At 73.9% G+C, this 26,064-nt stretch carries 19 protein-coding genes and 2 pseudogenes; 9 read left to right on the top strand and 12 right to left on the bottom strand.

The window, feature by feature from the left end; all coding sequences use genetic code 11:
- Positions 1 to 138: 138 nt before the first annotated feature.
- Both T328_RS10210 and T328_RS10205 read right to left on the bottom strand, forming a co-directional pair.
- Positions 139 to 1,146, bottom strand: coding sequence for a glycoside hydrolase family protein (locus T328_RS10210; protein ID WP_496495616.1), 1,008 nt, complete (start codon positions 1,144 to 1,146; stop codon positions 139 to 141).
- Between the two features lie 220 nt (positions 1,147 to 1,366).
- Positions 1,367 to 4,495 (bottom strand): AfsR/SARP family transcriptional regulator, encoded by a 3,129-nt coding sequence (locus T328_RS10205; RefSeq protein WP_496495757.1) that lies wholly within the window; start codon positions 4,493 to 4,495, stop codon positions 1,367 to 1,369.
- Between the two features lie 363 nt (positions 4,496 to 4,858).
- Between T328_RS10205 and T328_RS10200 the strand changes: the two genes are divergently transcribed.
- From T328_RS10200 to T328_RS10190, 3 genes are all read left to right on the top strand, one after another.
- Positions 4,859 to 5,140, top strand: coding sequence for a type II toxin-antitoxin system Phd/YefM family antitoxin (locus T328_RS10200; RefSeq protein WP_496495615.1), 282 nt, complete (start codon positions 4,859 to 4,861; stop codon positions 5,138 to 5,140).
- On the top strand, positions 5,137 to 5,391 hold the full coding sequence (locus T328_RS10195) for a Txe/YoeB family addiction module toxin (protein WP_496495614.1): 255 nt from the start codon (positions 5,137 to 5,139) through the stop codon (positions 5,389 to 5,391). Before T328_RS10200 ends, T328_RS10195 begins: the two co-directional genes overlap by 4 nt.
- A 150-nt stretch (positions 5,392 to 5,541) precedes the next feature.
- Entirely contained in the window at positions 5,542 to 6,393 is an 852-nt protein-coding gene (locus T328_RS10190; protein WP_496495613.1) for an SAM-dependent methyltransferase, read from the top strand.
- 10 nt (positions 6,394 to 6,403) lie between these two features.
- Here T328_RS10190 and T328_RS10185 read toward each other — a convergent pair whose 3' ends face one another.
- Both T328_RS10185 and T328_RS10180 read right to left on the bottom strand, forming a co-directional pair.
- Positions 6,404 to 7,366: a hypothetical protein gene (locus T328_RS10185; RefSeq protein WP_496495612.1), complete on the bottom strand. Its 963-nt coding sequence runs from the start codon at positions 7,364 to 7,366 to the stop codon at positions 6,404 to 6,406.
- On the bottom strand, positions 7,363 to 7,827 hold the full coding sequence (locus T328_RS10180; RefSeq protein WP_496495611.1) for a hypothetical protein: 465 nt from the start codon (positions 7,825 to 7,827) through the stop codon (positions 7,363 to 7,365). The genes T328_RS10185 and T328_RS10180 overlap by 4 nt, the downstream gene beginning before the upstream one ends.
- Positions 7,828 to 7,894: 67 nt before the next feature.
- Here T328_RS10180 and T328_RS10175 point away from each other — a divergent pair, with 67 nt between their 5' ends.
- Complete coding sequence (locus T328_RS10175; RefSeq protein ID WP_496495610.1) at positions 7,895 to 12,391, top strand: CHAT domain-containing protein; 4,497 nt, start codon at positions 7,895 to 7,897, stop codon at positions 12,389 to 12,391.
- Positions 12,392 to 12,517: 126 nt separating this feature from the next.
- Here T328_RS10175 and T328_RS10170 read toward each other — a convergent pair whose 3' ends face one another.
- Genes T328_RS10170 through T328_RS10160 form a run of 3 tightly spaced genes read right to left on the bottom strand, consistent with a single transcriptional unit; the run spans position 12,518 to position 17,330 of the window.
- Entirely contained in the window at positions 12,518 to 13,720 is a 1,203-nt protein-coding gene (locus T328_RS10170) for an NAD(P)/FAD-dependent oxidoreductase (protein ID WP_496495609.1), read from the bottom strand.
- Positions 13,717 to 15,141: an FAD-dependent oxidoreductase gene (locus T328_RS10165; RefSeq protein ID WP_496495608.1), complete on the bottom strand. Its 1,425-nt coding sequence runs from the start codon at positions 15,139 to 15,141 to the stop codon at positions 13,717 to 13,719. The genes T328_RS10170 and T328_RS10165 overlap by 4 nt, the downstream gene beginning before the upstream one ends.
- Positions 15,138 to 17,330: a molybdopterin oxidoreductase family protein gene (locus T328_RS10160; protein WP_496495607.1), complete on the bottom strand. Its 2,193-nt coding sequence runs from the start codon at positions 17,328 to 17,330 to the stop codon at positions 15,138 to 15,140. The genes T328_RS10165 and T328_RS10160 overlap by 4 nt, the downstream gene beginning before the upstream one ends.
- Positions 17,331 to 17,765: 435 nt before the next feature.
- Here T328_RS10160 and T328_RS10155 point away from each other — a divergent pair, with 435 nt between their 5' ends.
- Positions 17,766 to 19,391, top strand: a complete 1,626-nt coding sequence (locus T328_RS10155) for an alkaline phosphatase D family protein (protein WP_496495756.1) — start codon at positions 17,766 to 17,768, stop codon at positions 19,389 to 19,391.
- Here T328_RS10155 and T328_RS10150 read toward each other — a convergent pair.
- Positions 19,364 to 19,552, bottom strand: a pseudogene (locus tag T328_RS10150) (DUF397 domain-containing protein). The gene T328_RS10155 and the pseudogene T328_RS10150 overlap by 28 nt on opposite strands.
- Before the next feature lie 48 nt (positions 19,553 to 19,600).
- Positions 19,601 to 19,894 (bottom strand): Imm53 family immunity protein, encoded by a 294-nt coding sequence (locus T328_RS10145; RefSeq protein ID WP_496495606.1) that lies wholly within the window; start codon positions 19,892 to 19,894, stop codon positions 19,601 to 19,603.
- 250 nt (positions 19,895 to 20,144) lie between these two features.
- Here T328_RS10145 and T328_RS10140 point away from each other — a divergent pair.
- From T328_RS10140 to T328_RS10130, 3 genes and pseudogenes are all read left to right on the top strand, one after another.
- Positions 20,145 to 20,562: pseudogene (locus T328_RS10140) on the top strand (maleate cis-trans isomerase family protein); the annotation flags it as partial.
- Positions 20,563 to 20,926: 364 nt separating this feature from the next.
- Positions 20,927 to 21,421: a hypothetical protein gene (locus T328_RS10135; RefSeq protein WP_496495605.1), complete on the top strand. Its 495-nt coding sequence runs from the start codon at positions 20,927 to 20,929 to the stop codon at positions 21,419 to 21,421.
- A gap of 148 nt (positions 21,422 to 21,569) precedes the next feature.
- Positions 21,570 to 21,707, top strand: a complete 138-nt coding sequence (locus tag T328_RS10130; RefSeq protein ID WP_496495755.1) for a hypothetical protein — start codon at positions 21,570 to 21,572, stop codon at positions 21,705 to 21,707.
- Between the two features lie 198 nt (positions 21,708 to 21,905).
- On the opposite strand, the gene T328_RS10125 is transcribed toward T328_RS10130, so the two are convergent.
- Complete coding sequence (locus T328_RS10125) at positions 21,906 to 22,625, bottom strand: DUF6333 family protein (RefSeq protein WP_496495604.1); 720 nt, start codon at positions 22,623 to 22,625, stop codon at positions 21,906 to 21,908.
- A gap of 121 nt (positions 22,626 to 22,746) precedes the next feature.
- The gene (locus T328_RS10120; RefSeq protein WP_496495603.1) at positions 22,747 to 24,273 is read right to left on the bottom strand and encodes a hypothetical protein; all 1,527 of its coding nucleotides are present in this window, start codon (positions 24,271 to 24,273) and stop codon (positions 22,747 to 22,749) included.
- A gap of 147 nt (positions 24,274 to 24,420) precedes the next feature.
- On the opposite strand from T328_RS10120, the gene T328_RS10115 reads away from it, so the two are divergent.
- Positions 24,421 to 24,879 (top strand): RrF2 family transcriptional regulator, encoded by a 459-nt coding sequence (locus T328_RS10115; RefSeq protein ID WP_496495602.1) that lies wholly within the window; start codon positions 24,421 to 24,423, stop codon positions 24,877 to 24,879.
- Positions 24,880 to 25,017: 138 nt separating this feature from the next.
- On the opposite strand, the gene T328_RS10110 is transcribed toward T328_RS10115, so the two are convergent.
- A complete protein-coding gene (locus tag T328_RS10110) occupies positions 25,018 to 25,869 on the bottom strand; it encodes an NAD(P)H-binding protein (protein ID WP_496495601.1) in 852 nt (283 codons plus the stop codon).
- Positions 25,870 to 26,064: the final 195 nt, after the last annotated feature.

Below are 26,064 nucleotides of genomic sequence, written 5' to 3'. Positions count from 1 at the left end.
ACCGGGTGGGCCCGGAAGCGTCACCGCAGGGAGGACACCTGCGTGTAGCTCGCGCGGGGGACAGCGGGCGGCGGGGACCCGGTGGGGGTGCGGCGGTCGGACGGTCCGCCGGGGGCGGCGGCGGACCGTCCGTCGCGGTCAGCCGCGGGCCATGGCGATGGAGCCGGAGAGGCGTTCACCGGCCTCGTAGATCATGTACGGCACGCCGCGGTCGGTGCCGAACGACGGGGCCGCGGCGCGGCCGTTCTCCGGGGCGGCGGTGCCGGAGTCATAGAAGACGCCGAGGTGGTTGCGGCGGGAGAAGTCGGCGCCGACCTCGGTGATGAGGATGTTCCCGCCGCTGCCCTTGTCGGTGTGGTAGACGACGTACGTGTTGCCGTCCCGCTGCAGCAGGTGCGCGCCGGAGACGTCGGAGGCGCCGACGGCGGCGTGGTCGATGAGCGGCGCGGGGTCGAACGCCCAGGTGCGGCCGTCGGCCGACCAGCCCCAGCCGATGTCGCGGTGGTTGGCGGTGTCGTTGCGCATGAACACCATGACGTAGTGGGCGTCGCGGCCCGGGAGGTCGTACGGGAAGACGCGTGCGTACGAGGTCTCGGTGGTGCCGGCGGGGAGCATGGCGGTGGTGAGCACGGTCTTGTCGTACGTGAAGTGGATGCCGTCCTTGGAGCGGGCGAGCCGGGTGGTGTTGTTCTCGCCGTGGAAGTAGAGCCACATCTCGCGGCGTCCGGCGTGCCACATGACGTGCGGGGAGGAGACGTGGCTGACGTTGTAGTGCGGGGTCCAGACGTTGGAGACGATCGGGTTGCCGGGGTGTTCGGTGAACGGCCCCTCCAGGGAGTCGCCGTAGGCGAGGCAGATGCCGCCGGGCCGGTCGTGGGGGGCGTAGTAGAGGTAGTAGCGGCCGAGGGGGGCGGGGAGGCGGTCGTAGACGCCGCGTATGCAGGGGAAGATGATCTCGTTGGTGGGGTTGTAGGAGAGGTCGCCGGGGACGAGCAGGGTGCGCACGTACCGGTAGTCGGGAAAGCCACCCGGCGCGGCGAGCGCGGGCGCGGCGCCGGGCTCGCCGAGGGCGAGCACGGTGCCGCCGGCGGTGGCCGCGGTGGCGGCGGAGGCGGTGCGCAGGAAGCGGCGGCGGTTGAGTGTCATGGCGGGGGACTCCTTGTCGGCTGCTTGTCGGCTACGAGGGCGGGCTGCGCGACTCCTGGTGGTAATACGCATTAGCTCGCGGGCGTGAGCCGGAAGGGCGGGGTGCTAATGCGGATTAGCAGGACTGTGCCGCCGGACCGTGAAGCCCGTCAAGGGAGGCCGCAGGCTAATCACGGGTAATATCCCGCGCCCGTACGCGCCCCTCCCGGGGCCGCCTCTTCTACCCGCCCGGGCCCGGGTGGTAGCCCGTCCGTTGCTGGATGCGGTGGGCCTCGGCCGTGCGGCGCGCGGCCGTCGCGGGTTCGTTCGTGGCGCGGGCTATCGCCGCGAGGGCCGTCAGGGCGCGGTGCTCCGTCAGGGGCAGGTCCAGGTCACGGGCCGTGGCCAGGGCGAGTTCCGCGTGGTCCGTGGCCGTGGCCACCTCGCCCGTGGCGAGGTGGACGCGGGCCAGGGCGGCGTGGGCTTCCGCCTGCTGGTGGCGGAAGCCGCGGCGGCGGGTGATGTCGAGCGCCGCCGCGAGGTGGTCCGCGGCCGGGACCAGGTGGCCGCGCAGGCGGTGCAGGCCCGCGAGGGTGATCAGCACGTCCGCCTCCTCGACGGGGTCGCCGACCTCGCGGGCGGCCTGGAGCGCCTGCTCGGCGTGGGTCTGGGCGAGGTCGAGGCGGCCGGCGCCGCGGTGGGCGCGGGCCAGGGCCTCGTAGGCGTCGGCCTCGTTGTGGCGTTCGCGGTGCTCCCGGCACAGCCGCAGGGCCTCCGCGCCGTCCGTCAGCGCCTCCTCGTAGCGTCCCAGGTCGTGGTGGACGAGGGAGCGGTTGATCAGCGGGCTGATGGTGCGCGACGGCTGCCCGTGGCGCAGGCAGACCTCGATCGACTCGGTGGTGCGGTCGAGTGCGCGGTCCAACTGGCCCAGGTACGCGTGGATCAGGCCCAGCGTGTTGAGCGACGTGCCCAACTGCACCGGCCGGTCAAGGCCGCGCAGCGCCTCGATGCCGGCCTCCTGCCAGCGCAGCGCCCGGCGCATCTCACCGCGCTGCCCGGCGTGTACCGCCAGGTTGCTCAGGATGGCGGCCTCGCCCACCGCCAGGCCGCTGCTGCGGTAGCCGTCCAGCGCGCGCCGCAGGGCTACGAGGGCGGCGTCGGTGTCACCGGTGCTCTGGCGCATGAGCCCGAGGCTGTGCTGCATCGCCGCCAGGGCCGAGGTCTCGCCGCGGTGTTCCGCCGCCCGCAGGCCGGCGGCGACGATCGCCTCCCACTCGGGCAGGTGGCGGCGGTAGTAGAAGAACATGCGCAGTTGGTCGGCCAGTTGCCAGGCGATCTCGTACGGGCCGGCCGCGGCGGCGCGGGCGGCGACGGCGACGAGGTTGGCCCGCTCCTCGTCGAGCCAGCCGAGCGCCTGCTGCCGGTCGCGGAAGCGGCCGGACGGGGTACGGGGCCGGGGGAGCTGGGCCAGGCCGGTGAAGTCGACGGCGGTGGCGGCGTCCGCGGTGGCCAGGTACCAGTCGCACAGCCGCCGCCACGCGCCCGCGCGGCCCGGGTCGGCCGCGGCCCGCTCGGCGGCGTAGAGGCGCAGCAGGTCGTGGAACTGGAACCGGTCGGCGCCGGTGTGCTGCACCAGCCCCGCGGTGGCCAGCCGGTCCAGCGGCTCCTCGGCGTCGGGGGGCGCGCAGCCGAGCAGGGCCGCCGCCGCGGCGGCCGTGAAGTCCGGCCCCGGGTGCAGCCCGAGCAGGCCGAACAGCCGCGCCGCGGCCGGCTCCAGGGCGGCGTAGGAGTGGTCGAAGGCGGTACGGACCGCGGCCTCGCGGTCGCCCGCGATGGACAGCTTGGCCAGCCGCCCGTCGTCCGCCAGCTCGGCCGCGTACGCGCCCAGCGAACGCCCCGGCCGCGCGGCGAGGTTGGCGGCGCCGATGCGCAGCGCCAGCGGCAGCCGCGCGCACAGCTCCGCCAGTTGCGCCGCCGCCGCGGGCTCCGCGGCGACCCGGCGCTCGCCGAGGACGCCGGCGAGCAGGTCGTTCGCCTCGCCGGGGCGCAGGACGTCCAGCGGTACGGGGTGGGCCGCGTGGCTGGCCGTCAGGCCCCGCAGGTCGGAGCGGCTGGTGACCAGCACCGCCACGCCCGCGGTGCCGGGCAGCAGGGGGCGTACCTGCTCGGCGTCCGCGGCGTCGTCGAGCACCAGCAGGACGCGGCGGTCGGCGACCCGGCCGCGGAACGCCCCGGCGCGGTCCTCCGGCGACTCGGGGATCGCGGCGGGGTCCACGCCGGAGACGCGCAGCAGGCCGGCGAGCACGTCGGCGGGCTCGCGCGGGCGTTCGCGGGTGCCCTGCAGCCGTACGTACCACTGGCCGTCCGGGAACGCCGGCCGCAGCCGGTGGCCGAGGTGGACGGCGAGCGCGGTCTTGCCGACCCCGGGCGAGCCGGAGACGACGACGGGGGCGGCGTCGGGGGCTTCGAGCAGCCCGGCGAGGCGGGTGACGAGGTCGGCGCGGCCGGCGAAGCCCCCTACCGCGGGCGGGAGCTGGCACTGGGCGGACCAGGCGGGCGGGGCGGGCGGGGCGGGCGTGGCAGGGGCAGGCGACGGCGGCCGTACGGTGGCCGCTGCCCGGGCGGACGGCGGCGTGCTCAGCTCCGGGTCGCCGCCGAGCACCGCCTGGTGCACCCGCTGCAGGTGCGGCCCCGGGTCGATGCCCAGCTCCCCGGCGAGCAGGCCGCGTGTCCGCCGGTAGTGGGCCAGCGCGTCGGCCGGCCGGCCGCAGCGGTACAGGGCGGTCATGTACTGGGCGGCCAGCCGCTCGTCCAGCGGGTGCGCGGCGCTGCGCTCGGCGAGCGCGGTCAGCAGCGCGGCGTGGTCACCGAGGCGCAGCCGTACGTCGGCGCTGTCCAGCTCCGCGGCCAGCTTCTCCTTGGCGAGGGCGTCGCGCGCGGTGTTGAACCACGGGGTGTCGACAGCGGGGAACGGCTCGCCGCGCCACAGCGCCAGCGCCTCGCGGAAGAGGTCCGCGGCGTCGGTGTCCCCCTCCGCGTCCCGCCCCCGGGCGAGCAGCAGGCGGAAGCGGTGCACGTCCACCGACGCCGCCTCGACGGCGAGTGCGTAGCCGTCCGGCCCGCGGGCGAGGGTTGCGTCCGAGGCGGAGAGGGTAGGGCGTAGCCGGGAGAGGTAGCTGTAGAGCGTCTCCCTGGCCCGCTGCGGTGCGGTGTACCCCCACACCCGGTGGACCAGTTGCTCGGTGGGCACCGTGCGGCCCGTGTCGAGCAGCAGCGCGGCGAGCACGCTCCGTTGCCGCGCGGGGCCGAGGTCCACCGGACGGCCGTCGTCCGCCACGGCCTCGATCCCGCCCAGCAGCCGAAACTCCATCCCGTCCCACCGTCCCCCGTCGGCCAGGCCGCCCGGCGGCGGCACCACCAGCGGATTCTAGGTGCCTGCAAGGTTCATGCCAGGTGCGTTCCGCATGGTGGATGAGGTCACCGGCCGCGCGGCCGTCACACGGGGGACGGCCGCGCGACCGACGTGGCTCGCGCGGGGCGGGGTTCATCGATCGGGGGGACGATCCCGCTCCGCGTCCGCGTCCACCTCCGCGACGCCCGCCGGCCTGGTCGGAGCGAGGGCCGCCGGCGTGCCGGGCGCCGCGTGCCGGGGCCCGGCGACCCGGGCCGCCCCGCCGCGCCTGAGGAATGAGTGGTACGTTATTCAGTACCATATGCTGGAGGGAGTCAGTCCATGTCGATAACCGCGAGCGAAGCCCGCAAGGCTCTCTTTCCGCTGATCAAGAAGGTTAACGACGATCACGAGGCCATCGAGATCGTCTCCAGGCACGGCAACGCCGTCCTCGTCTCGGCCGAGGACTACGCCGCCCTGCGCGAGGGCTCGTACCTGCTGCGCTCGCCCGCGAACGCGCGGCGGCTGCTCAAGGCGTACGAGAACGCTCTGGGCCGCGTCAACGTGTCGGAGCGCGAGCTGGTCGATCCGGACGCGGCTGATCCTGGTGAAGGTGACGAGTGAGACTTGCCTTCGAGGATCAGGGCTGGGACGACTACACGTCCTGGCTCAGGCACGATCGCAAGATGCCGGCCAGGATCAACAGGCTCATCGAGGACGTCAAACGTGATCCTTTCAGCGGGATCGGCAAGCCCGAGCCGCTCAAGTACCACCTCCCCGGAGCGTGGTCGAGAAGGATCGACGACGAGCACCGCCTCGTCTACCTGGTCATGGACGAGGAGATCGTGATCCTGGCCGCCAGGTACCACTACTAGGAACCCGGGCCCGGATGATCGCGGCCAGGGCCGTCGGGGCTCGGTCATGCGATCGGGGGCCCGGTGGTCCGGGTGGGCGGGGGTGGATAGTCTCATCTCCCGGCGTCCGTCGGTCTGTTCGAACGTTCTTGAGACGAAGGAGAGTGGGCAATGTCGCCTGACGAAGGACCCGCGATACCCGGCATCCCGACCGACCGTCCCACCTCCGCACGCGCCTACGACTGGATGCTCGGCGGCAAGGACAACTACGAGGTCGACCGCGACATGATCCGCGCCGGATTACCGCGCTTCCCCGAGGGCCTGGACATGACCCGGCAGAACCGTCTCTTCCTGTACCGGGCGGTGCGCTACCTCGCGCAGGAGTGCGGGATCCGCCAGTTCCTCGACATGGGCTGCGGCCTGCCCACGGACAACAACGTCCACCAGGTCGCCCAGGAGTTCGACAAGGACACTCGCGTCGTCTACGTCGACATCGACCCCATCGTCCTCGCCCACGGCCGCGCGCTGCTCGCCGACGACGACTCCACCGTGGTGATCACCGCCGACATGCGCGACCAGGAGGTCGTCCTCGGCCACCCCGACCTGCAGCGGCTGATCGACTTCAACGAGCCGCTCGCCGTGCTCTTCCTGTCCGTCGTCCACCACCTCACCGACGCCGACGACCCGCGGACCGTCCTGCGTACCGTCATCGACCGTGCCGTGCCGGGCAGTTACATCGCGCTGTCCCAGGCCGTCACGGACGACGAGGAGCACGCCAGGGTCTCGTCCGAGTACATGAACAACAACCGCGTCCCCTGGCAGACCCGCACCCCGCAGCAGGTCGACGCCTTCACCGACGGCCTGGTGCCGGTCTCCCCGGGCATGGTGAACCTCGCTAAGTGGCGCCCGGACCCGTTCCAGCCGCCGCTGCCGCCGGTCCCGCCGGAGCTGAAGGAGTACGTCGGCCGTACGAAGGAGAGCAACCGGCTGTACGAGTACGGCGGCCTGCTGCGCAAGCCCTGACGCGGGCCGGCTATCCGGGCGGCGGCGGCTCCGGCGGTGCCGGCGGGACGAAGGCCGGCTCCGGCCGGCGGGAGCCCGCGTACAGGTAGACCGTCAGGCGCCTGCCCGCGGCCCGCTCGTCGCGCGGGTTGGCGGGCAGCGGCCAGTGCACCGCCTCGTAGAGCAGCCGGCGGTGCAGGTCGAAGCACGACTCCACGACGTCGCCGAGGGCCGACGCGGCGGGCAGCATCCTCGCGTACGCCGCGGCGGCCACCAGCACGCCCACGGGCAGCGCCCACCACGCCCACACGGTCCACACCGTGAAGAGCAGCCCGCCCACGCACACCTGGACCGTCAGCAGCACCGAGGTCTGGGCCGCCGCCGTCTCCCGCCGTGCCGTGTCGGGCAGCAGCAGCCACAGCCGCGGCCAGCACACGACGGCGTCCAGGCCGTAGCGGGCGCCCACGCGGGACTCCGACGCCCGGAGGACGTTCCCCAGCCGGGTCGGCATCCGCTGGACGCGCCGGGCGGGCACGCGGCGGTGCCGGCGCTCCAGCCGGGCACGTTCCGCCAGTTGCTCCGGCGTCAGGTCCGCGAGCGACCTGGCCGCCAGCTCCCGCAGTCGTACGGACCGGGCGTCGGCCCGGCGCGAGTGGCGGGCGCGCATGCGGCCGGCCAGCGGGTCGAGGAGGGCCGGCCAGTAGCCTTCGAGGGCGCGCAGTACGGGGAAGGCGAGCTGCTGCAGCGCCAGGCCGGACAGCACGATCAGGACCAGCGGGCCGATGACGTAGATCGCCTGCACGACCACCGGCTGGCCCTGGAGTTCACGCCCGAGCGCGACCGCCCTGTCCGTCCAGCCACCGCCCTGCGCCCCGGGGCGCGACATCCAGGCGAGCAGGCCGCCCGCCCAGAACGCGAACGCGGGGGAGAACAGCGCCGCGGCCCAGCGCTCGGCCAGCTGGCCGCCGACGCCCCGCCAGAAGTCCCCGATCACGGCGGGCCCGTACCGCCGCCGGGCACGTCGGTCAGTACGGCGTCGTCGTCGGGGCAGCGCTCGGGCGGCTCGTCCTCATCGTCGGCCCCGAGGATCACCCAGGCCCGCCCGCACCGGGGGCAGACGCGGCGGTCGTACTCGACGAACGGGTCGCCGGCGAGGCGCGCGTGGGTCCGCTCGTAGCTGATCTCGCTGATCTTGCGGACGAGCAGTTCGTTCAGCCGCTCCCGGGTGCGGGGGTGGCCGGTCAGAAAGGCCAGGGCCTCGTCCAGGGTGTCCTCGTCCACGGCCGGCCGGCCCCCGGGCCGCAGCCCGGCGAGCAGCGCACCGAAGTCGGCCCGTAAGCCCGGCTCGTCCGGCAGCAGCCGGGGCAGCTCCTCTGCGAGGCGTTCGACGGCATCGGCCAGACGGGCACTACCGGCCGAAGTATCGTCGTCGTCGTCGAAGTCGTCGAAGGGCACGGTCCATTCTGGCGTACCGGGCGGCGCAGACAAGCGGGATGCCCATGGAGAAGCGGGTGCGACGGGTATGACGACCGACGGCAAGTCCCTCGACGAGGCGACCGGCCTGCTGCACTCCCTGGCCGGCCGGGTCGCGTACGCGCAGACACCCGAGCAGCTCTCCCGGCTGAGCGACTGGTTCCGGGCGCATCCCCGCGCGCTGAGCCCGGAGTTCGCGGTGTTCCTGCGGGGCGTCCTCGCCGACGAGGCCGAGGGCCGGCGACAGACCGACGAGGACGCGCTGCTGGCCGCCACCGCGAGGTTCGCGCTGCGCGTCATCCATGTCTGCCGGGAGGCCGGCGACGAGGAGGGGATCGCCCGGCTCGCCGCGGGGGCGGACCGTACGGGCGAGTTCCAGACGCTGCTCCTGACGATCCAGCAGCGGATGCGTTCCCCGGAAAGCCTGCCGGAGGCCGTGCCGCTGTGCGCGCGGCTCCTCGACCATCCGGCCCGGCTGGTCCTCGTCCCCGGTTCCCATGTGCAGATACTCACGCTGGTGGGCAATGTGCTGCGCGCCGCCCACCTGTTCGCGCCCCGTCCCGTCCCGGGACTGCACGACTTACGGGTCCGCGCGGCCGATGCGGCCCTGAACCCGCCCCCTCGCGAGCCGGGCCCGCGCGCGGAACTCATCGACCTCATGGGGCACGCCCTGTCCGACCGCGGCGAGTACACCGGCGCGGCCGACGACCTGCGGCTGGCGGCGACGTTCTACGAGGAGGCGCTGAGCCTCACCCCCGAAGGCGCGCCCGAGCGGGCGGAGCGCCTGAACAACGTCGGGGCCGCCCACCGCGACGTCCACCACCTCGCGGAGGAGCCGGCCGAACTGGACCGGGCCATCGAGTGGTTCGAGCGGGCCGTCGCGCTGGGGGACCACACCCTCTACACCAACAACCTCGCGGTGTCGCTGCGCGACCGGTTCCACCGCGACCGCGAGCCGGCGGACCTCGACCGGGCCGTCGAGATGTTCGAGCGCCTGACCACGGCCACCACGGACACGGACCACCACCTGCCGCGTGTGCTGGCCGACTACTCCTCCACCCTGCGTATGCGCCACAAACTGCGGCTCGCGGCGGCCGACCTCGACCGCGCCGTGGCGGCCGGCGAGCGCGCGGTGGCCCTCGGGCCGCGCGGGACTGTGCTCGTCCAGGCGCTGACGGAGCTGGGCGAGACCCTGGCCGGGCGCGCGGCGGCCCGGGACGACGAGGCGGAGTTCCGGCGGGGCGTGGCGATGCTGGAGCAGGCGCGTGCGGTGGCGGAACCCGGGTCGCGGTTGCGGGACCTGGCGGTGTACAAGCACGCCCTCGCGCACGGGCCCTGGCTGACGGCCTACGAGACGCCCGAAAACCTCGCCGGCACGGTGGCCGTGCTGCGCGCCGCCCTCGCGGAGTTGCCGGCGTCGCTGCCGTACCGCCGGGACCTGTCACGACTTCTGCTCATGACGGAGCCGGGCCACGCGCGGAGCAGCGGCGATCCGGGAGAGATGACACGCGCCATCGCCCGGCTTGAGGCGTACGAACCGGACGGTGACGACGAGCCGCCGCGCCCGGCAGAGGTGAGAGTCATGCTGGCCGACCTCTACATCGACCGCGGTATCGCCGGGTCATCCGCGGCCGACCTGGGCACGGGCGTCCGGCTGGCCGCCGAGGCGGCGGACGGGCCGGTGCTCGCCCGCGGCCGGACCGAGCGGTTCGCGCTGACCCGCGACCCGGACGACCTGGACCGGGCCCTGGAATCCCTCGCCCACCCCGACGTGCTGGCCCAGTCCCGACCGTACGGCTGGACCCTCGTGGTCGACCGGATCATCGATGTGGCCGGCCGCCATCCCACGCTCGCCGACGGGCGGGACATCGTCGGCACCGCGCTCGGCCTGGTCCGCGGACGCCTGGAGACGCAGGGGCCCGCGGGGGATGTGTTCGCCGTGCTCGCCAGCCATCTTCTCGTGCGGCGCTACGAGACGTGCGGCGACCCGGAAGAGCTGCGGCACGCCACCGACGTCCTGGAGGACCGGCTCGCGCGCACGCCGCCCGGGGCGCCGCTGCGCGACAGCCTGCTCAACCTGGCCGGCGCCCGGTGGAGGGAGCGGTACACCGTCTCCGCCGATCCCGCGCACTTCACGGCGGCGGTCAGGCGGCTCGAAGAAGTCCTGGAAGGGGCCGAGCCGGACGGCTCGTTCCACCGGATCGCCACGGGCAACCTCGGCACCGCGTACCGGGCCCGCTTCAACGTCACGGGCGACCTCGCGTACCTCGACGAGGCCGTCGCCGCGTACGAGCGGGCGGTGTCCGGCTGGGACGGCGGCACACAGGACCGGGCGATCCCCGTCAGCAACCTCGCCAACGCGCTGCGCGCGTCCTACGAGGCCACGGGCGACCGGGACCGCCTCGACCGGTCGATCGACCTGCACGAGCAGGCGGTGGCGACGTACCCCGCCGGCCACCCCGGCCTGCCGCAGCGCCTGATCAACCTCGCCTCCGCGTACATGGCCAGGTTCACCGCCGCGGACGGGCGCGCCGACCTCGACCGCGCCCGGGAGCTGCTGCTGCGGGCGCTGGAGTACCTGCCCGCCGACTCGCCGATGCGCCCGGATGCGCTCACGTTGCTCGCCGGCGTCACGGACCTCGGTTTCCGTCTCACCGAGGATCCGGCGGATCTGACCGAGGCGGTCGACCTGGGCCGCCGAGCGATACGGTCCGCCCGGCCCGGGACGTACCCCGCGCAGCGCGCGGCCTTCCAGCTCGCGCGGGCGCTGAGCGAGTCCCACACCGCACGGGGAGATGCGGCGGCCGGTGCGGAGGCCACCGCCCTGTTCCGGGAGCTGTGCGCGCCCGGGACCTTCGCCGAGGTGCGGCGTGCCGCGGCCGAGGAGTGGTCGCGCCGGGCATCCCGTCGCGGAGCCTGGGCGGAGGCGGCGGAGGCGTCGCGTACCGCGACCGAGGTGGTCGCCGACCTGGCGCACCTCCAGGTGAGCCGCGGGTTGCGCAACCGGGTGCTGGGGCAGAACCCGGACTTCGGGGCGTTCGCCGCGTACGCCCTCGCCCGGGACGGGGATCTGGAAGCCGCGGTCATGGCGGTGGAGAACGCCCGGGCGGTCTCGCTCAGCGAAGCACTCCGGCTCGGCTCCGCGGACGTCGCGTGGCTGAACGAGCACGGCGGGACCGGGCTGGCCCGGCGCTACGAGGCCGCCGCCGCCCGGTGGCTGGCCGCCTCGGCGACGGGGCTGGACCGCGACGTGGGCGACGGCGCCCGGGCCGCGGACGCCGCCGGCCAGGACGCCGCCGTACGAGCCGCCCGCGCCGAACTGGACGGGCTCGTCGAGGAGATCAGGGCCGCCACCGGGCGGGACGACTTCCTCCGCCCGCCGTCCTTCACCGACGTGGTGGCCGGCGCGCCCGAGACGCTGGTGTACCTCGTCGCGACCGAGTTCGGCGGGGTGGCGCTCATCGTGGCGGACGGCGGCGTACGGTCCCTGGACCTGCCCGCGCTGACGAGCGAGCAGGCCGTGCAGTGGGCGCGGGCGCTGCTGCAGGACGGCACGCTGAACTGGTGGGCGCGCGTGGAGCGGGTCACCCGTGAGCTGGGGGAGGCGGTTCTCGGCCCGCTCACCGAGGAGTTGGCCGGCCGCGGGCCGGTGACGCTGATCCGCAGCGGCTACCTCGAAATGCTGCCGCTCAACGCCGCCTGGACCCCCGCCCCGGACGCCCCGGACGCCCCGGACACCCCGCACGCCCCGGACGGCCGCCGGCACGCGATCGACGTGCTGACGATCCGTACCGCCCCCAACGCCCGCGTCCTCGCCGCCGCCGTCGCCCGCGCCGGGCGCGCCGCCGAGGCCGGCGTCCTCGCCGTCCACGACCCGCGGCCGGTGTCGGCCCCACCCCTGCGGGGCGCGGCGGCCGAAGCCGCCGGGGTACGCGCCCGCTTCGCCGCCGGCGCCGTCCTGACCGGCGAGGAGGCCACCCCGGACGCGGTTCTTCCGCTGCTTCGCGAGTACGACGTGGCGCACTTCGCCTGCCACGGCAGCGCCGATCTCCTCCGGCCACTCGACAGTTCGCTGACCCTCGCCGGGGACGCGCCGCTGCGGCTCCGGGACATCCTCGGGCTCCGCGGGGGGAGCCGCCCGCTGCGCCTGGTCGTCCTGTCGGCCTGCGAGACCGGCGCGGTCGGCGTGCACGTACCCAACGAGGTCGTCAGCCTGGCGAGCGGCCTCCTCGAAGCGGGCGCGGCGGGTGTCATCGCCTCCCAGTGGCGCGTCCCCGACCTGTCCACGGCGCTGCTGATGCTGCGCTTCTACGCCGAGTGGAAGGACGCCGGCCGCCCGCCGGTCGAGGCGCTGCCCGCGGCGCAGCGCTGGCTCCGCGACACCACCAACAAGGAGAAGGCCGACCACTTCGCGCCGGGCGCGCCGCACGGGCTGCCGGCGGAGGCGGCGCGCAGCCTGTGGCGTACCCTCGTCCGGCTCGAACCGGACCGCAGGGGTTTCGCCCATCCCGTGCACTGGGCCGGCTTCGTCTTCACGGGGGCGTGAGCAGCCGGGGGCCGCCGGTCGATGACGAGCTACGTCACGGCGACCACCGCGCGGCACGCTTGTTCGAGAGTCCCCATCGCCATCGACCCGGCTGGACTCACTCGGCAGTAAGCACCGGGCGGGGGCTCAGCTGAGGAGCTGTTCCGCGGGGGCTGGGAGTTCGTGGCCCACCAGGGCGTGGAGGCGGGGGTAGGCGCGGGGGTGGCCGAGGAGGATGGCGGCCTGGAGGGTGCGGGCTTCGGGGTCCAGGATCAGTTTGGCGTAGCGGGCGGCCGGGTGGGTGTAGGTGAGTTCTATCGCGCCGGGGGCGGTCGCGTGGGGGTTGCCCATGCTGGCCACGTCCACGCCGGGGAGCTTCAGCACCGTCGAGGGTTCCGCCGGGGACAGCGGCGGTGGGGGTGTGGGGGTGCCCAGGAGGTGGCCCGCCACCGTTGCCGCCATGTGGTAGCCGGGGGCCACCGTGCCCGTGCGGCGGCCGTGGATCGCGGCGCAGTCGCCGATCGCCCAGATGTCCGGGTCCGGTGTGCGGCAGTCGTCGTCCACCAGGTAGCCGCCCCGGTCGCCGCGCGGCAGCCCGGCCGCCGGGGCCAGGTCGTCGCGGGGGCGCGTGCCCGCGGTGAAGACCACCAGGCCCGTCTTGATGCGGGTTTCGTCCGCCAGGGTTATCCCGGCGACCCTCCCGGCGGGGCCGGGGTCTATGGAGCGGAGTGCCGTGCCCGCGTGCAGCCGGATTCCCTTGCGGCTCAGGCAGGTCGCCAGGAGGTCTGCCGCCGCGGGGTCCAGCTGGGCCGGCATCAGGTGCGGGGCCGCCTCCACCACGTGCGGGCGTACGCCGAGGTGGCGGTGGAGTGCCTCCGCGGTCTCCAGGCCCAGGAGGCCGCCGCCGACGATGACCGCCCTGTGCCCCGCCGCCGCCGACGCCGCCGCGTGGATCGCGTTGACGTCGTCCAGCGTCCGGTACACGTGGCACCCCGGCAGCTCCGCCCCCGGGAGCGGCGGTCGCGCCGGTACCGCGCCCGTGGCCAGCACCAGCGCGTCGTACGGCAGCCGTTCGCCGTCCGCCGTCACCACCTCGTGCGCCGCTCTGTCGATCGCCGCCGCTCTCGTGGAGGTACGTACCCGCAAGCCCGGGCCGGCCAGGGCGCTGAGCCCGAGCTGTTCCGGCGGTACGCCCCGCAACCTGTCCGCCAGCGTTATCCGGTTGTACGCCTCGTGCGGCTCCTCGCCCAGCACCAGGATCCGCCAGCGGTCCTCCCGGTCGCGGGAGCGCAGCTCCTCCACCAGCCGGTGTGCCGTCATGCCGTAGCCGATGACCAGCAGGCGCTTCACGGCGTACTCTCCGCGAACTCCCGGCAGAGGCCCTGGATCTCGTCCGTGCACGAGCCGCACCCCGTCGTCGCCCGCGTGGCCTTCGCCAGCGCGCCCGGGTCGTGGGCGCCCCCGTCCCAGGCTGTCGCCAGCGCCGCCTTCGTCACGTTGTTGCACCGGCACACCACCGCCTCCGGCGGCAGCGTCGGCGGCGGGCCGGAAGGCGCCGCGGGGCGGCCGAGGAGGAGTGCGAGGCGGCTTTCCGGGAGAGGGGCGTCCGTGTCGTAGAGCTGGGTCAGCGTGGCCAGCGCCTGGGGGAGGCCGACCAGCACCGCGGCCGTGAGCCGGCCCTGCGCGTCCACCGACAGGCGGGCGTACCGGCCGCCGGCCGGGTCCCGGTACGTCACGGCCTCGTCCCCCGCACCGCCCCGGCCGCCGCCCAGCACCCCCAGCGTCAGCCCCGGAACCCGCAGCCGGAACACCGGCCGGTGGCGACGCCCGCCCCCGTACGAACCCCTGCCGCCCGTCAGCGACCTCGCCACCGCCTCCGCCTGCTCCCAGCCCGTGAACAGCGAACCCGCGGGCTCCGTGCAGTCGCCCACCGCGCGGATCGCCGGGTCGCTCGTCCGCCCCTCGGCGTCGACCAGCACCCCGGTCCGTACCGCCAGGCCCGCCGCCTCGGCGAGCCGGGTGCGGGGGCGGACACCCGTGCAGCACAGGAGGGTGTCCCAGGCCAGCGGCCATTCGTCGTCGAGCACGACCTTGCCGGGCCGCACCTCGGCGGCCACCCGGCCCAGCTCCAACCCGACGCCCAGCCCGGCCAGATACCGCGTCAGCAGCTCGCCGGCCCCGGCGTCGAGGAGGCCGTCCAGCGGGTACGGGCCGGGGTGCACCAGCGTGACGTTCCGGCCGCCGCGGCGGAGTGCCGACGCGGTCTCCACGCCCAGCGGGCCGCCGCCGAGGACGACGACGTCGTCGCCGCGCACGCGGGCGCAGTCCGCCAGCGAACGCAGCCCGGTGACGCCGTCGACCGGCCAGCCGGAGGCGTGGCGCAGTCCGGGCACGGGTGGGAGGTGCGGCCGGGCGCCGGTGGCCAGGACGAGGCTGTCGTACGGGAGCCGGTCGTGTTCCGTCGTACGGACCTGGCGCCGGCGGCGGTCGATACCGGCCGCGGAGACGCCGTGGCGGACGTGGACGCCGGGCAGGTCGGGCAGGCGGAGGTCGTCGGGGGTGAGGCTGCCGTCGAGGAGGGAGGGGAGGAGGACGCGGTGGTAGGCGGGGCCGGGTTCGGCGTCGAGGAGGGTGACGGGGCCGTCGTGGCCGTGGTGGCGCAGGCGTTCGGCCACGCGGTGGCCGACCGGGCCGCCGCCGACGATGACGACGTGGGCGCCGCCTGTCCCCGCGCCCGCACCGGCGCCCGCACCACCGCCCGTACCCCTCAACCCACCGCGCCCCGTACCGCCGCCGCCACCCGCTCCCGCTCCGGCAGCCCCACCGAACCCTCCGCCCCCACCGGCTCCACGGACACCGCACTCACCTTGAACTCCGGCATCCGGCTGCGCGGATCGAGCGCCGTCCCCGTCAGCAGGTTCGCCCGCCCGTGCCCCGGAAAGTGGAACGGCAGGAACACCGTGTCCGTCCGCAGCGTCGCCACCAGCCGCACCCGCGCCAGCACCGCCCCCCGCGCCGAGCGCACCCGCGCCAGCTCGCCCTCCGCCAGGCCCGCCCGCGCCGCCGTGTCCGGGTGCATCTCCACCGTCGCCTCCGGCGCGGCCCGTACCAGCTCCGGCACCCGGCGGGTCTGCGCGCCCGACTGGTAGTGCGCGAGCTGCCGCCCCGTCGTCGCCCAGAGCGGGAAGCGGTCGTCGCGCGCGTCGGCGGGCTCGCGGTGGTCGACGTCCTGGAACCGCGCCATGCCGTCCGGGTGGGCGAAGCGGTCGAGGAACAGCCGCGGGGTGCCCGGGTGCGGCGGGTCGCCGTCGGGGGTGGCGGGGCAGGGCCAGTGGAGCGCTTCGCCGGCGTCCAGCCGCTCGTAGCTGATGCCGCCGTAGTCCGCGGTGCCGCCGTGGGAGGCGCGGCGGAGTTCGTCGAAGACGCGGCGCGGGTCGTCCGGGAAGCGGTCGGCCGGCTCGCCGAGGCGGACGGCGAGTTCGCGGAGTACGGCGAGGTCGGTGCGTACGCCCGCCGGCGGGGCCAGGGCGCGGCGGCGGCGCAGGACGCGGCCCTCCAGGTTGGTGAGCGTGCCCTCCTCCTCGGCCCACTGGGTGACCGGCAGCACGACGTCCGCCGCGGTCGCGGTCTCCGACGGTACGAAGTCCGCGACGACCAGCAGGTCCAGCTCCGCCAGCCGGCGCTGGACGCGCTCGGCGTCCGGCGCGGAGACGACCGGGTTGGAGCCGAACACCAGCAGCGCGCGCGGCCCGCCCGCCGTACCGAGGGCGTTCAGCAGCTCCGCGGCGCTCAGCCCGGGCCCCGGCAGGCTGTCCGGCTCGACGCCCCAGACGCCGGCGACGTGGGCGCGGGCCCCGGGGTCGGTGATGTGCCGGTAGCCGGGCAACTGGTCGGCCTTCTGGCCGTGTTCGCGACCGCCCTGGCCGTTGCCCTGGCCGGTCAGGCAGCCGTACCCGGAGCCGGGGCGGCCCGGCAGGCCCAGCGCGAGCGCGAAGTTGACGAACGCCGCGACCGTGTCCGTGCCCTTGCTGTGCTGCTCGGCGCCGCGCCCGGTGAGGACGTACGCGCGCCGGGCCTCGCTCAGCAGCCGTACCGCCTCCCGCTGCGCCGCCGCCGGGACCCCGGTCACCAGCTCCACGCGCTCCGGCCACCAGCCGGCGGCCCGCCGCCAGGCGGCGCGGAAGCCGACGCTGCGGGTGCGGACGTACTCCTCGTCGTGCCGGCCCTCGGCGACGGCGATGTGCAGCAGGCCGAGGGCGAGCGCGAGGTCGGTGCCGGGGGCGGGGGCCAGGTGGAGCGCGGCGCGCTCGGCGGTGGGGGTGCGGCGGGGGTCGATGACGACGAGGGCGCCGGCCTTGTTGAGGTGGCGCATGAGCGGGGGCATGGTCTCGGCGGGGTTGGCGCCGGCGAGCAGGACGGTGTCGGCCCCGGCGAGGTCGGTGACCGGGAACGGCAGCCCGCGGTCCAGGCCGAAGGCCGCGACGCCGGCCGCGGCGGCGGAGGACATGCAGAACCGGCCGTTGTAGTCGATCATCCGGGTGCCGAGGGCGACCCGGGCGAACTTGCCGAGCAGGTACGCCTTCTCGTTGGTCAGCCCGCCGCCGCCGAAGACGGCGACGGAGTCGGGGCCGTGCGCGGCGCGTATCTGCGCCAGCCGGGAGGCGACGGTGTCCAGGGCGGTGTCCCAGCCGGCGGGGGCGAGGCGGCCGGCGCCGTCGCGCAGGAGCGGGGTGCGCAGCCGGTCGGGGGCGCGCAGGACGGCGGGGGCGGTCCAGCCTTTCTGGCACAGGCCGCCCTGGTTGACGGGGAAGTCGGCGTCGGGCTCGACGTGCAGGGGCGCGCTCGGGGAAGCGTCGGGCCGCAGCCGTGTGCCGCACTGGAGCGCGCAGTACGGGCAGTGGGTGGCGACCGCGGTTCCGGGGGTCGGCGACGACGGAGTGCGGGAGGTGCCACTGGCCATCCTGATACCCCACTTCAGGCGTCACCGCTTCGGAGCCGTACCAGCCATCATCACCCGGCGGAGGCGGTGGGGGGGTTGGCAGATTGCTGTCAGTCCCCGCCCCCGGGCGGTGAGATCGGGCATTCCGGTCAGCCAAGCGCCGGTCGGCAGGGCCCGGTCAGCCGGTGCCGTTCAGCCAGGCCCCGGTCGGCTACGCGCCGGTCCGTTCCCGGTTCCGTACGCCCGGCGCCCGCGCGGCCTCCGGCGGTCACGCGCGGCATCCGGCCGTCACCTGCTCACACCGGTCGCCCAGCCTTCAGGCGGTGCCCATCTGGGCGTAGTCGCCGCTTCCTCGCGTCTTCTCTTCCCGCTGTCATGGTCATGCGAGTTCTCGGCATCTTCCCACCCAAGAAGGAAGAACCTGTGAGTTCTCGCTCAAACCTGGACAGGCGCAGCGTGCTCGGCACCGGCGGCGCCCTCGCCCTCGGTACCCTCGGCGCCGCCGCCGGCGCCCCGGCCCTGCTCGCCCCCTCCACCGCCACCGCCGCCGAACGCAGCGGCACCGCCGACGGGTTGCCCTCCGGGCTGTTCACCCTCGGCGTCGCCTCCGGCGACCCGCTGCCCGACGGGGTCGTGCTCTGGACCCGGCTGGCGCCCGACCCGCTCGCCGGCGGCGGCATGCCGGCGCGAGCGGTGCCCGTGCAGTGGCAGGTGTCCGACACCCCTTCCTTCACGCGGATACGCGAGTCGGGCGCCGCCCTCGCCCGCCCCGAGCACGGCCACTCCGTCCACGTCGAGGTGCACGGCCTGCGGCCCGACCGCGAGTACTGGTACCGCTTCCGCGCCGGCACCGAGACCTCCCCGCCCGGCCGCACCCGCACCGCCCCCGCCGCCGACGCCAGCCCGCGCAACCTGCGCTTCCTCTTCGCCAGCTGCCAGAACTGGCAGGACGGCTACTTCACCGCCTGGCACCACGCCGCGCAGGAGGACGTCGACTTCGTCGCCTTCCTCGGCGACTACATCTACGAGTCCGTCCCCCGCGACACCACCGTCCGCAGGCACGAGGGCACCGACGAGCCGTACAGCCTCACCGACTACCGCAACCGCCACGCCCAGTACCGCGGCGACGTCCACCTCCAGGCCGCGCACGCCCACGCCCCCTGGATCGTCACCCTCGACGACCACGAGATCGACAACAACTGGGCCGACGAGATCCCCCAGGACCCCGACCTGCAGACCCCCGAAGCCTTCCGCGCCCGCCGCGTCGCCGCGCTCCAGGCGTACTGGGAGCACATGCCGCTGCGCCGCGCCTCGATGCCCGACGGCCTGGACATGCAGCTCTACCGGTCGGTGCGCTACGGCGACCTCGCCACCGTCCACGTCCTCGACACCCGCCAGTACCGCAGCGACCAGATCACCACCCTCGAACAGTCCGAGGACCCGGCCCGCTCCATGACCGGCGCGGACCAGGAGCGCTGGCTCGTACGCGGCATGGAGCGCTCCGGCGCCCGCTGGAACCTGCTGGCCAACCAGCTCATGTGGGCCCAGAACGACCGCACGGCCGGCCCCGAGCAGGTCTTCGACCTCGACAACTGGGACGGCTACCGCGCCCAGCGCCGCCGCCTGCTGGAGTTCTTCGGCTCGGGCCGCACGGAGAACCCGGTGATCCTCACCGGCGACCGGCACGCCACCTGGGTCTGCGACCTCAAGCCCGACTTCGACGACCCGGCCAGCCCGGTGGTGGGCGCGGAGCTGACCGGCTCGTCGATCTCCTCCGGCGGCGACAGCGACCCGGCGGCCTTCCACGCGACGTACGACCCGATCATGGCGGAGAGCCCGCACTGGAAGTACATCGACAACCGCCGCGCGTACGTCCTCTGCGACGTGACCCGCGAGCGGATGACCGCCTCCCTCCGCACCGTCGACACGGTCTGGCGCCCCGACAACACCACGGCGACCACATCCGCGGAGTTCGTGATCGAAGCGGGCCGCCCGGGCGTCACGGTGGCCACGACCCCGGAGCCGGCCCGCCCGATGCGGCTGGCGGAACGCCGCTACGCGGTGGACGACGACCAGGTCTGAGCGAAGGCGACGGAGTCGGCCCAGGCGTCGGGGCTGAAGGTGAGCTGTGGGCCGGTTCTCCCCGGAGTCGCGGACGTGGATGACGGAGGGGCAGGCGGCGACCTCGACGCAGTCGCCGTCTCCGCCGCACTGTAGCCGGACTTGTGCCAGGAGACGGCCACCTCGTGACCGCTGCCCGTGTATACGGCATGATCCGGTACCGGCCCTCTTCAGGCCGACAGGAATTCCAGGACTACCCGCATCGCCTTCTCCATCGCTCGGGGGGAACAGGCAACGCGAAGTTCGGTTCCGTCCGCGGAGCTGTGCACCCACGTGCCGGACTCGTCCTCATCCAGGTTCGCGGGAAGGGTGGCCCCTTCCGAACCCGTGCCGGAGAGGTCGACCTGGATGAGCCAGCCCGGGTTGTCCAGAGTCTGGATCTTGATGCCGAACTCGTGCTCCCATTCGCCGTCGCACTGCTCGGCATACCAGGCGTCAAGCCTTGTGAAGAGGTCGTCAGCCACCAGGGGTTATCTCCCAATCCTCGGTCGGCCTCGCCGAACCGTCCGGCAAGTTGACGTGTGGTGTGGGGATTACCTGCCCGCTCTTCTTGTCGAAGTGCGGCTGCCCTTGCATGTCGGCACGCTTCACCATCTCCCACGGCGCCGGATTCCTCGGATTGGACTGCGGAGCCCACTCAGCGTAGTGGGTCACGCGGCCGGTCGACGCGTCTCGCCGGAACGTGGTGTGTGGCCCGGTGGCATTGGGGTGCAGCAGGCGGCCAACGACGCGCTCCGCGCGCTCGGCGCGACGAAGGTCGCCGTCGGCACCATCTGCACCGACGAGGTCAACGAGGCGCTGCGCACGTACCTCACCGCAACTCGGCTTCGAGGTGGTGGCCATGGAGGGGCTGCAGCTCACCGACCCGTACGAGGCCGGCGTGCACGACGCCGACAGCGCGTACCGGCTCGGCCGCCGGCTGCACAAGGCGGCGCCCGACGCGGACGCGCTCCTCATCTCCTGCGGCACGTTCCGGACGTTCGAGGTGCTGCCGTACCTCGAACTCGACACCGGGCCGCCCGTCGTGACGAGCAATCAGGCATCCCTCTGGCGGGCCCTGCGCCACCTGGGCCTACGGGACGAGCTGCCGGCCCTCGGCAAGCTCGGCGGCCTCTCCCGCCTCCCCGGCTGAACGCACCCGGCCACCGATCCACACCCCCACCGCACCGCAGAGGAACACCACCGTGCTCGTAGACGCACTGCAGTTCAACAATCCCGCCCGCGAACGCTTCGAGGAGTGGCGCGCCGCCGGGATCACCGCCGTGCACGTCACCGTGGGCCATCTGGGAGGACTCCACCGAGACCATGCGGGAGGTCGGCCGCTGGCAGCCTCGTGGCGGTGGACCCCTACACGCGTGGCTTTCCGTTGTCAATTGTCCGGCCGGTGGCGGGGGTTCCAGTTTAGTCCGGTCGGGTGATTCCGTGATGGCCAGGGCCGGGTAGAGGCTCTTCTCGGCCCGGCCGATCGCCGGGCGGTGCCGAGGAAAGGGAATTTTGTGCGCAAGAAGGCGTGGATCGCCGTCGGGGCGCTGGCACTCTGCCTGTCTCCGGTGGCGGCGAATGCGGTTCAGTCGGAGGAGGCCCGGCCGTCGGCGGACGCGGTCCAGACGGACGACGTGCGGCCCAAGGCGGGGATGGTCCAGATCCAGAACGCGGCGACCGGAAAGTGTCTTAAGGGCGCGTCGAGCGGTCTCGTGGTCCAGGACACGTGCGACAAGAATGATGATCGGCAGTTCTGGTTCAACTTCACGGAAAACAGAATCGCGCTCGACGACAACGACAGCACGCTCCGGTGCATGACCAACGGACCCATCACCACGATCAAGGGGTGCGCGGGCCCGGGCCAGGCCTGGATCGGAGGCGTCCCGGACCCAAGCCAAGGCTACCGCGCCATGGGGGGGAACAGCTGCTACCTGAAGGTTGTCCCGAAGGGTGCCATCAAGTGCACCCCGGGATTCGACTCGAAGTCGGCCAAGTGGCGCGCTCGGTAGCAACCCCTCGCAAGGCCGTGCGGCACCGGGCCCCCGTGCCGCACAGTGCGGTTGTTCCCCGCCCGGCTGAGCCGGGCCGGTAGCGGTTGCCGCGGGATCGTTCGCGCCGGGTCATCTGGGGGAGTTGACGCAGATCATCCCGTTCGAGATGGTCGACGAGGTGCTGGCCGAGACCGGCAGGACGCAGCAGCGGGTACGCGATCTTCCTTCACGTTGGTGGTGTACCTGCTGCTGGCCGGAGCCCTGTTCCCCGGGATCGGCTGGCAGCAGGTGTGGCAGCGGCTGACGGCCGGCCTGGGCGGGTTCCCAGCCGAGGGTCCGGCGGGTGATGAGGTTGGACGCCGGGTAGTTCTGCGTGACTATGTTCGCGAGGAACCCAAAGTATCCCGGCACCATCAATTCGTCCGCGGGAATGCTCGCCGCGGGCAGGCCCTGAAGCCCTTCAGTGTGTGCCGACTGATAATTGGCTGAGGATTTTGGGTCGTTACCGTCGTTCAATCCAGGTCTCTTCCATTTCTCTGGTGACCTCCTTGGTGTGGCGCACGCGGAAGACGGAGGCCGTCATGCCACGCCGATCGATCGGGTAGACGCGGGCGCAGGCAAGCCGCGCGAGGTTTTCCCAATTGATGGTTTCTGGGGCGGCGTTGGCTTCGATTCCTTCCGCCTCGGCATGGGCTGGATCGATGCCGAAGACGTCGATGACGTCCGCCGGTTCCCCGTCGATTTGCCAGTCGCCTTCGTCGTGCCAGAACTCGGCGAACACGTCCAGTCCGGAGGGGTGGAGGATGCTCCATGCCCCGTAGCGCGGGTTGTGGTCGATGGTGGCGGAGGCGATGATCACGGCGTCGGGGAACCGTTCGGCCAGGGCGTGGACGTGCGCGTCCACGGAGAACATGCCCGGAGTGTTGGCAAGCGCGGGGTCACAGATCTCGGTCACGTTCCCCCAGCAGCCGACTCGCACCCGATCGAGGTCTGCGCGGGTGTCCATCGGGATCGCCTCGGTGGCGGTGACGGCGCCAAGGTCTTCCAGGACGGCATCAATCGTGCCGAAGGCTTCCGTGAACTCCCCGGCCCGCTGCGCATCGTGCGCAGGAAGAATCCCTTCCGGGCCGGGGAAAGGCGCGCGGACCACGGTCAGGCGCCCCTCTCCGTGACGGGCTACCGGCTGATCCGCGGGGCTGTCCCAAAAGCTTTCGTCAGTCATGCGGCCACCGTAACGGCCGCCTCTGCCACTGCACCGCGACATACCCTCGTCTGGGCCGACGGCGGCTACGCCGACGGCCTCGTCGACTGGTGCCGGGACCGCCCGTCCGGCGTTCCCGTCCTCAGTTGAGCTTCCGCACTCTCGCGGCGGTCTGCTCGGCGAGTTCGCGGATGCCGTTCGCAGCGTTTTCCGTGAGTTCGCCGAGTATGGCGTCGGCGGCCGTGAGGAGGGCACGGGCCTCCTCGGGGCTGCCCGCGTCGGCCAGGGCGAGGGTGAGCCGGTAGTGCTCCTCGGCGATGAAGCGGCCGAGGTTGACCTGCTGCCAGTGGCGCAGTGAGTCGTCGCCCGGGGTGGCCAGGGCGTCGCGCACGGCGGCCAGGCTGTCCGCTGCCTGCGGTAGCCGGCCCGCCTCCCGCTCCATGCGGGCCAGGGTGTGCCGGGCCGAGGCCCGGTCCCATGCCGTCTCCTGAAGGGCGGCGTACAGGCGCTGGGCGCGCAGCGCCTGGGGAAGGTCGCCTAGTTCCTCGAAGTCCATGGCCAGCCCGCGCGGCGGAGCCGTGGCCAGGGTGCGGGGCGCCTCGGGGCGGCGGAGTCTGCTCTGGTCCATGAAGATGTCGTCGAGTTCGCGGATCAGCGTCACCCGCGCGAGTTCCGTCATCCCCTGGTCCCGCGCCAGGTCGGTCCATGTGGAGACCGGCTCGTCAGACGGGTCTGCCCCGAACAACGACTCGTCGAGCGCCTGCGCCCACTGCCGCAACTCGTCCGCGCTTGCACCCGGTTCCGGCATACCGCCCAGGCCCAACGCAGTGTCGTAGTCCGTCTCCCGGACCTCAAGCAGCAGCGGCAGATCTCCGGTGTCCCCGCGCAGCCCCACCAGCACGGCCGCGAGCCGCAGCTCGTCCGTCATCGACGACCGTGTCTCGTGCCGTAGCAACTGCCGCAGCAGTTCCAGATCGCTCTCGGCGCGGTCGAACTGCGCGGCCCGCAGGGTGATCCGGCGCCGCACCGGGTCCTCGGCGATTTCACGCCATGCCGTGCGGTCGCCCTCCCGCAGCCGGGCGAGATCGGCGCGGCCCGCCGCGAGCACCGGCTCCCACAGCGGGGGACCGGCCGGGCCTATCCGGTTGTACGCGCACCCCTCGTCCGCGTTGAGCAGTACGTAGTCCGGCTCGGTGCGCAGCAGTGCGGCGCGCAGCATGCCCACCAGCTCGACCGGGGAGCGTGTCGGGAAGCCCAGCGCGGCACGGAGCTCGGCCCGCTCCTCGTCGATTCCGTAGTGCTTACGGGTCTCGTCCTCGGTCTCCGCGACGCACGCCAGGATCTTCTGCTCGCCGTCGTCTGGCGACAGGTGTGTGTAGTCGCGCCAGCCGGGCAGGCCGATCAGGAGTTCCAGGGTCTCGTCGACACTGGAGCCGATGATCCCCGCACCACCCTCTGAGTCGGCGTAGAGCACCGGGCCGTCCGCGCATACGAAGTACGTACCGCCGGTGTCGTCCCCGGCCACCGTCTCCAGCGGCTCGCCCGAGGCGAGGCGGACCTCCTCGACGTGGCCGTGGGCGGCGCGGTCCAGGTCGAAGTCGAAGGGGAAGGCGGCCAGTTCGGCCAGGCGGCGGTCCTGCCGCAGCAGCCGTAGCGCGTGGTCGGTCATGTCACAGAACGTAACACCGTGCCACTCCGCATCCACCGGCCCGCACCTGCCCGCGCCGGCCCGCCACGGGGCTGCGGGAACGGCGCGGCGGGTGACGCGCATGCCCCTGACAGAGCGGGAAGGCGCCTTGCAGACATAATGACCGGCATGCGGATCTCGGCACGAGCAGACTACGCGGTGCGCGCGGCACTTGAGCTGGCGGCGGCGAAGGAGGACGCCCCGGTCAAGGCGGAGGCCATCGCGGACGCGCAGGGCATCCCGCACAAGTTCCTGGAGAGCATCCTCGGCGACATGCGCCGCGGCCGGCTCGTGGTCAGCCAGCGCGGCGGCCGGGGCGGCTACCGGCTCGCCGCGCCCGCCGACGAGATCACCATCGCCGACGTCATCCGGGTGGTGGAGGGCCCGCTGGTGTCGGTGCGCGGTGCCCGGCCGCCGGAGCTGTCGTACGTGGGTCCGGCGGAGTCGTTGCTGCCGCTGTGGATCGCGTTGCGCGTGAACGTGCGCAGGATCCTGGGGGAGGTCACCCTCGCGGACGTGGCGTCGGCCCGGCTGCCGGGGTACGTGCACGAGCTGGCCGAGGACCCCGACGCCTGGACCAACCCCTGAGGCCGCAGCCACACGCGGCGCCCCGTGCCAGAGTGCGCCCGCGAGCAGCACTCGCTGACGACGGCGGCGGCCGGCCGGCGCCCCGAACGGAGGGAATCCGCACCGGCCGCCGGCAGCGCCGTCAACCGTAAGCCGCCGTCACCCGCCGAAGTCCGCCGCGTGGTCCCTCGCCCACTCTGCGAACGTGCGGGCCTTCACGCCCGTCACCTCCGCCACCGTCTGCGTCACCGGCTCCGGGTGCGCCACCAGCCGCGCCTGCGCCGCCAGGATCCCGTCCGCAAACGACGGCGGCAGCCCCGCCGCCACGTACGCCTCCCGCGCCGCCTCCGGCGGGGACTCCGCGAAGCGGAGGTCGCGGCCCAGGGCCTCGCCGATCGTGCGGACCTGCTCGGCCTGCGTGAGGGTTTCCGGGCCCGTCAGGTGGTACGTCGCGCCGGCGTGGCCGTCGTGCGTCAGGGCGTGGACGCCGACCGCGGCCACGTCGGCCTCGTGGATGAGGGAGCGGCCCGCGTCCGCGTACGGGGCGTGGACCACGTCGCCCGCGCGGATCTGGGCCGCCCAGTGCAGCGTGTTGGCGGCGAAGCCGCCGGCGCGCAGCAGGGTCCACTCCAGCGGCGAGGCCCGGAGCAGGCGCTCGATGGCGGTGTGGAAGCCGAGGATGCCCTCGGGTTCCTCGTCGGGGTCGTCGGACGCGCCCCAGGCGGAGACGTAGGCGATACGCCGTACGCCCCCGGCGAGCGCCGCGTCGAGGACGGCGGGGGCGGTGTCGGCGGTGGGCAGCGGCCAGAGCAGGAAGACGCCCTCGGCGCCGGCGAAGGCCGGCCCCATCGACGCGGGGTCGGCGAGGTCTCCGCGTACCACCTCGACCCCCTCCGGGAGGTCCGCGCGGGCGGGGTCGCGCACCAGGGCGCGTACGGGCGCGCCCGCCCCGCGCAGCTGGGCGACGGCCTGGCCGCCCACCCTGCCCGTCGCTCCGGTCACCAGGATCACGGCCGTTCCCCTCTCGTCGGTGGCACCCGTCCAGCCTGCGGCCTCAACCGGGGTTCAGGTCAACACCCGTGCGCCCAGTGCCCACCGCCGCGCCCCGCACCGTAGCGACGAACCCGCGCCGCTTTCAGTTTATTCCTTGCGCGCAATTCCCCGCTCCATTCCCGGTTCCGCAATTGTGCAGCGCAACCTTGCCGG

The organism is Streptomyces sp. CNX435, from assembly GCF_059570575.1.
The sequence above is the reverse complement of the archived record's forward strand: the minus strand, read 5'-3'. Positions and strand labels throughout refer to the sequence as shown.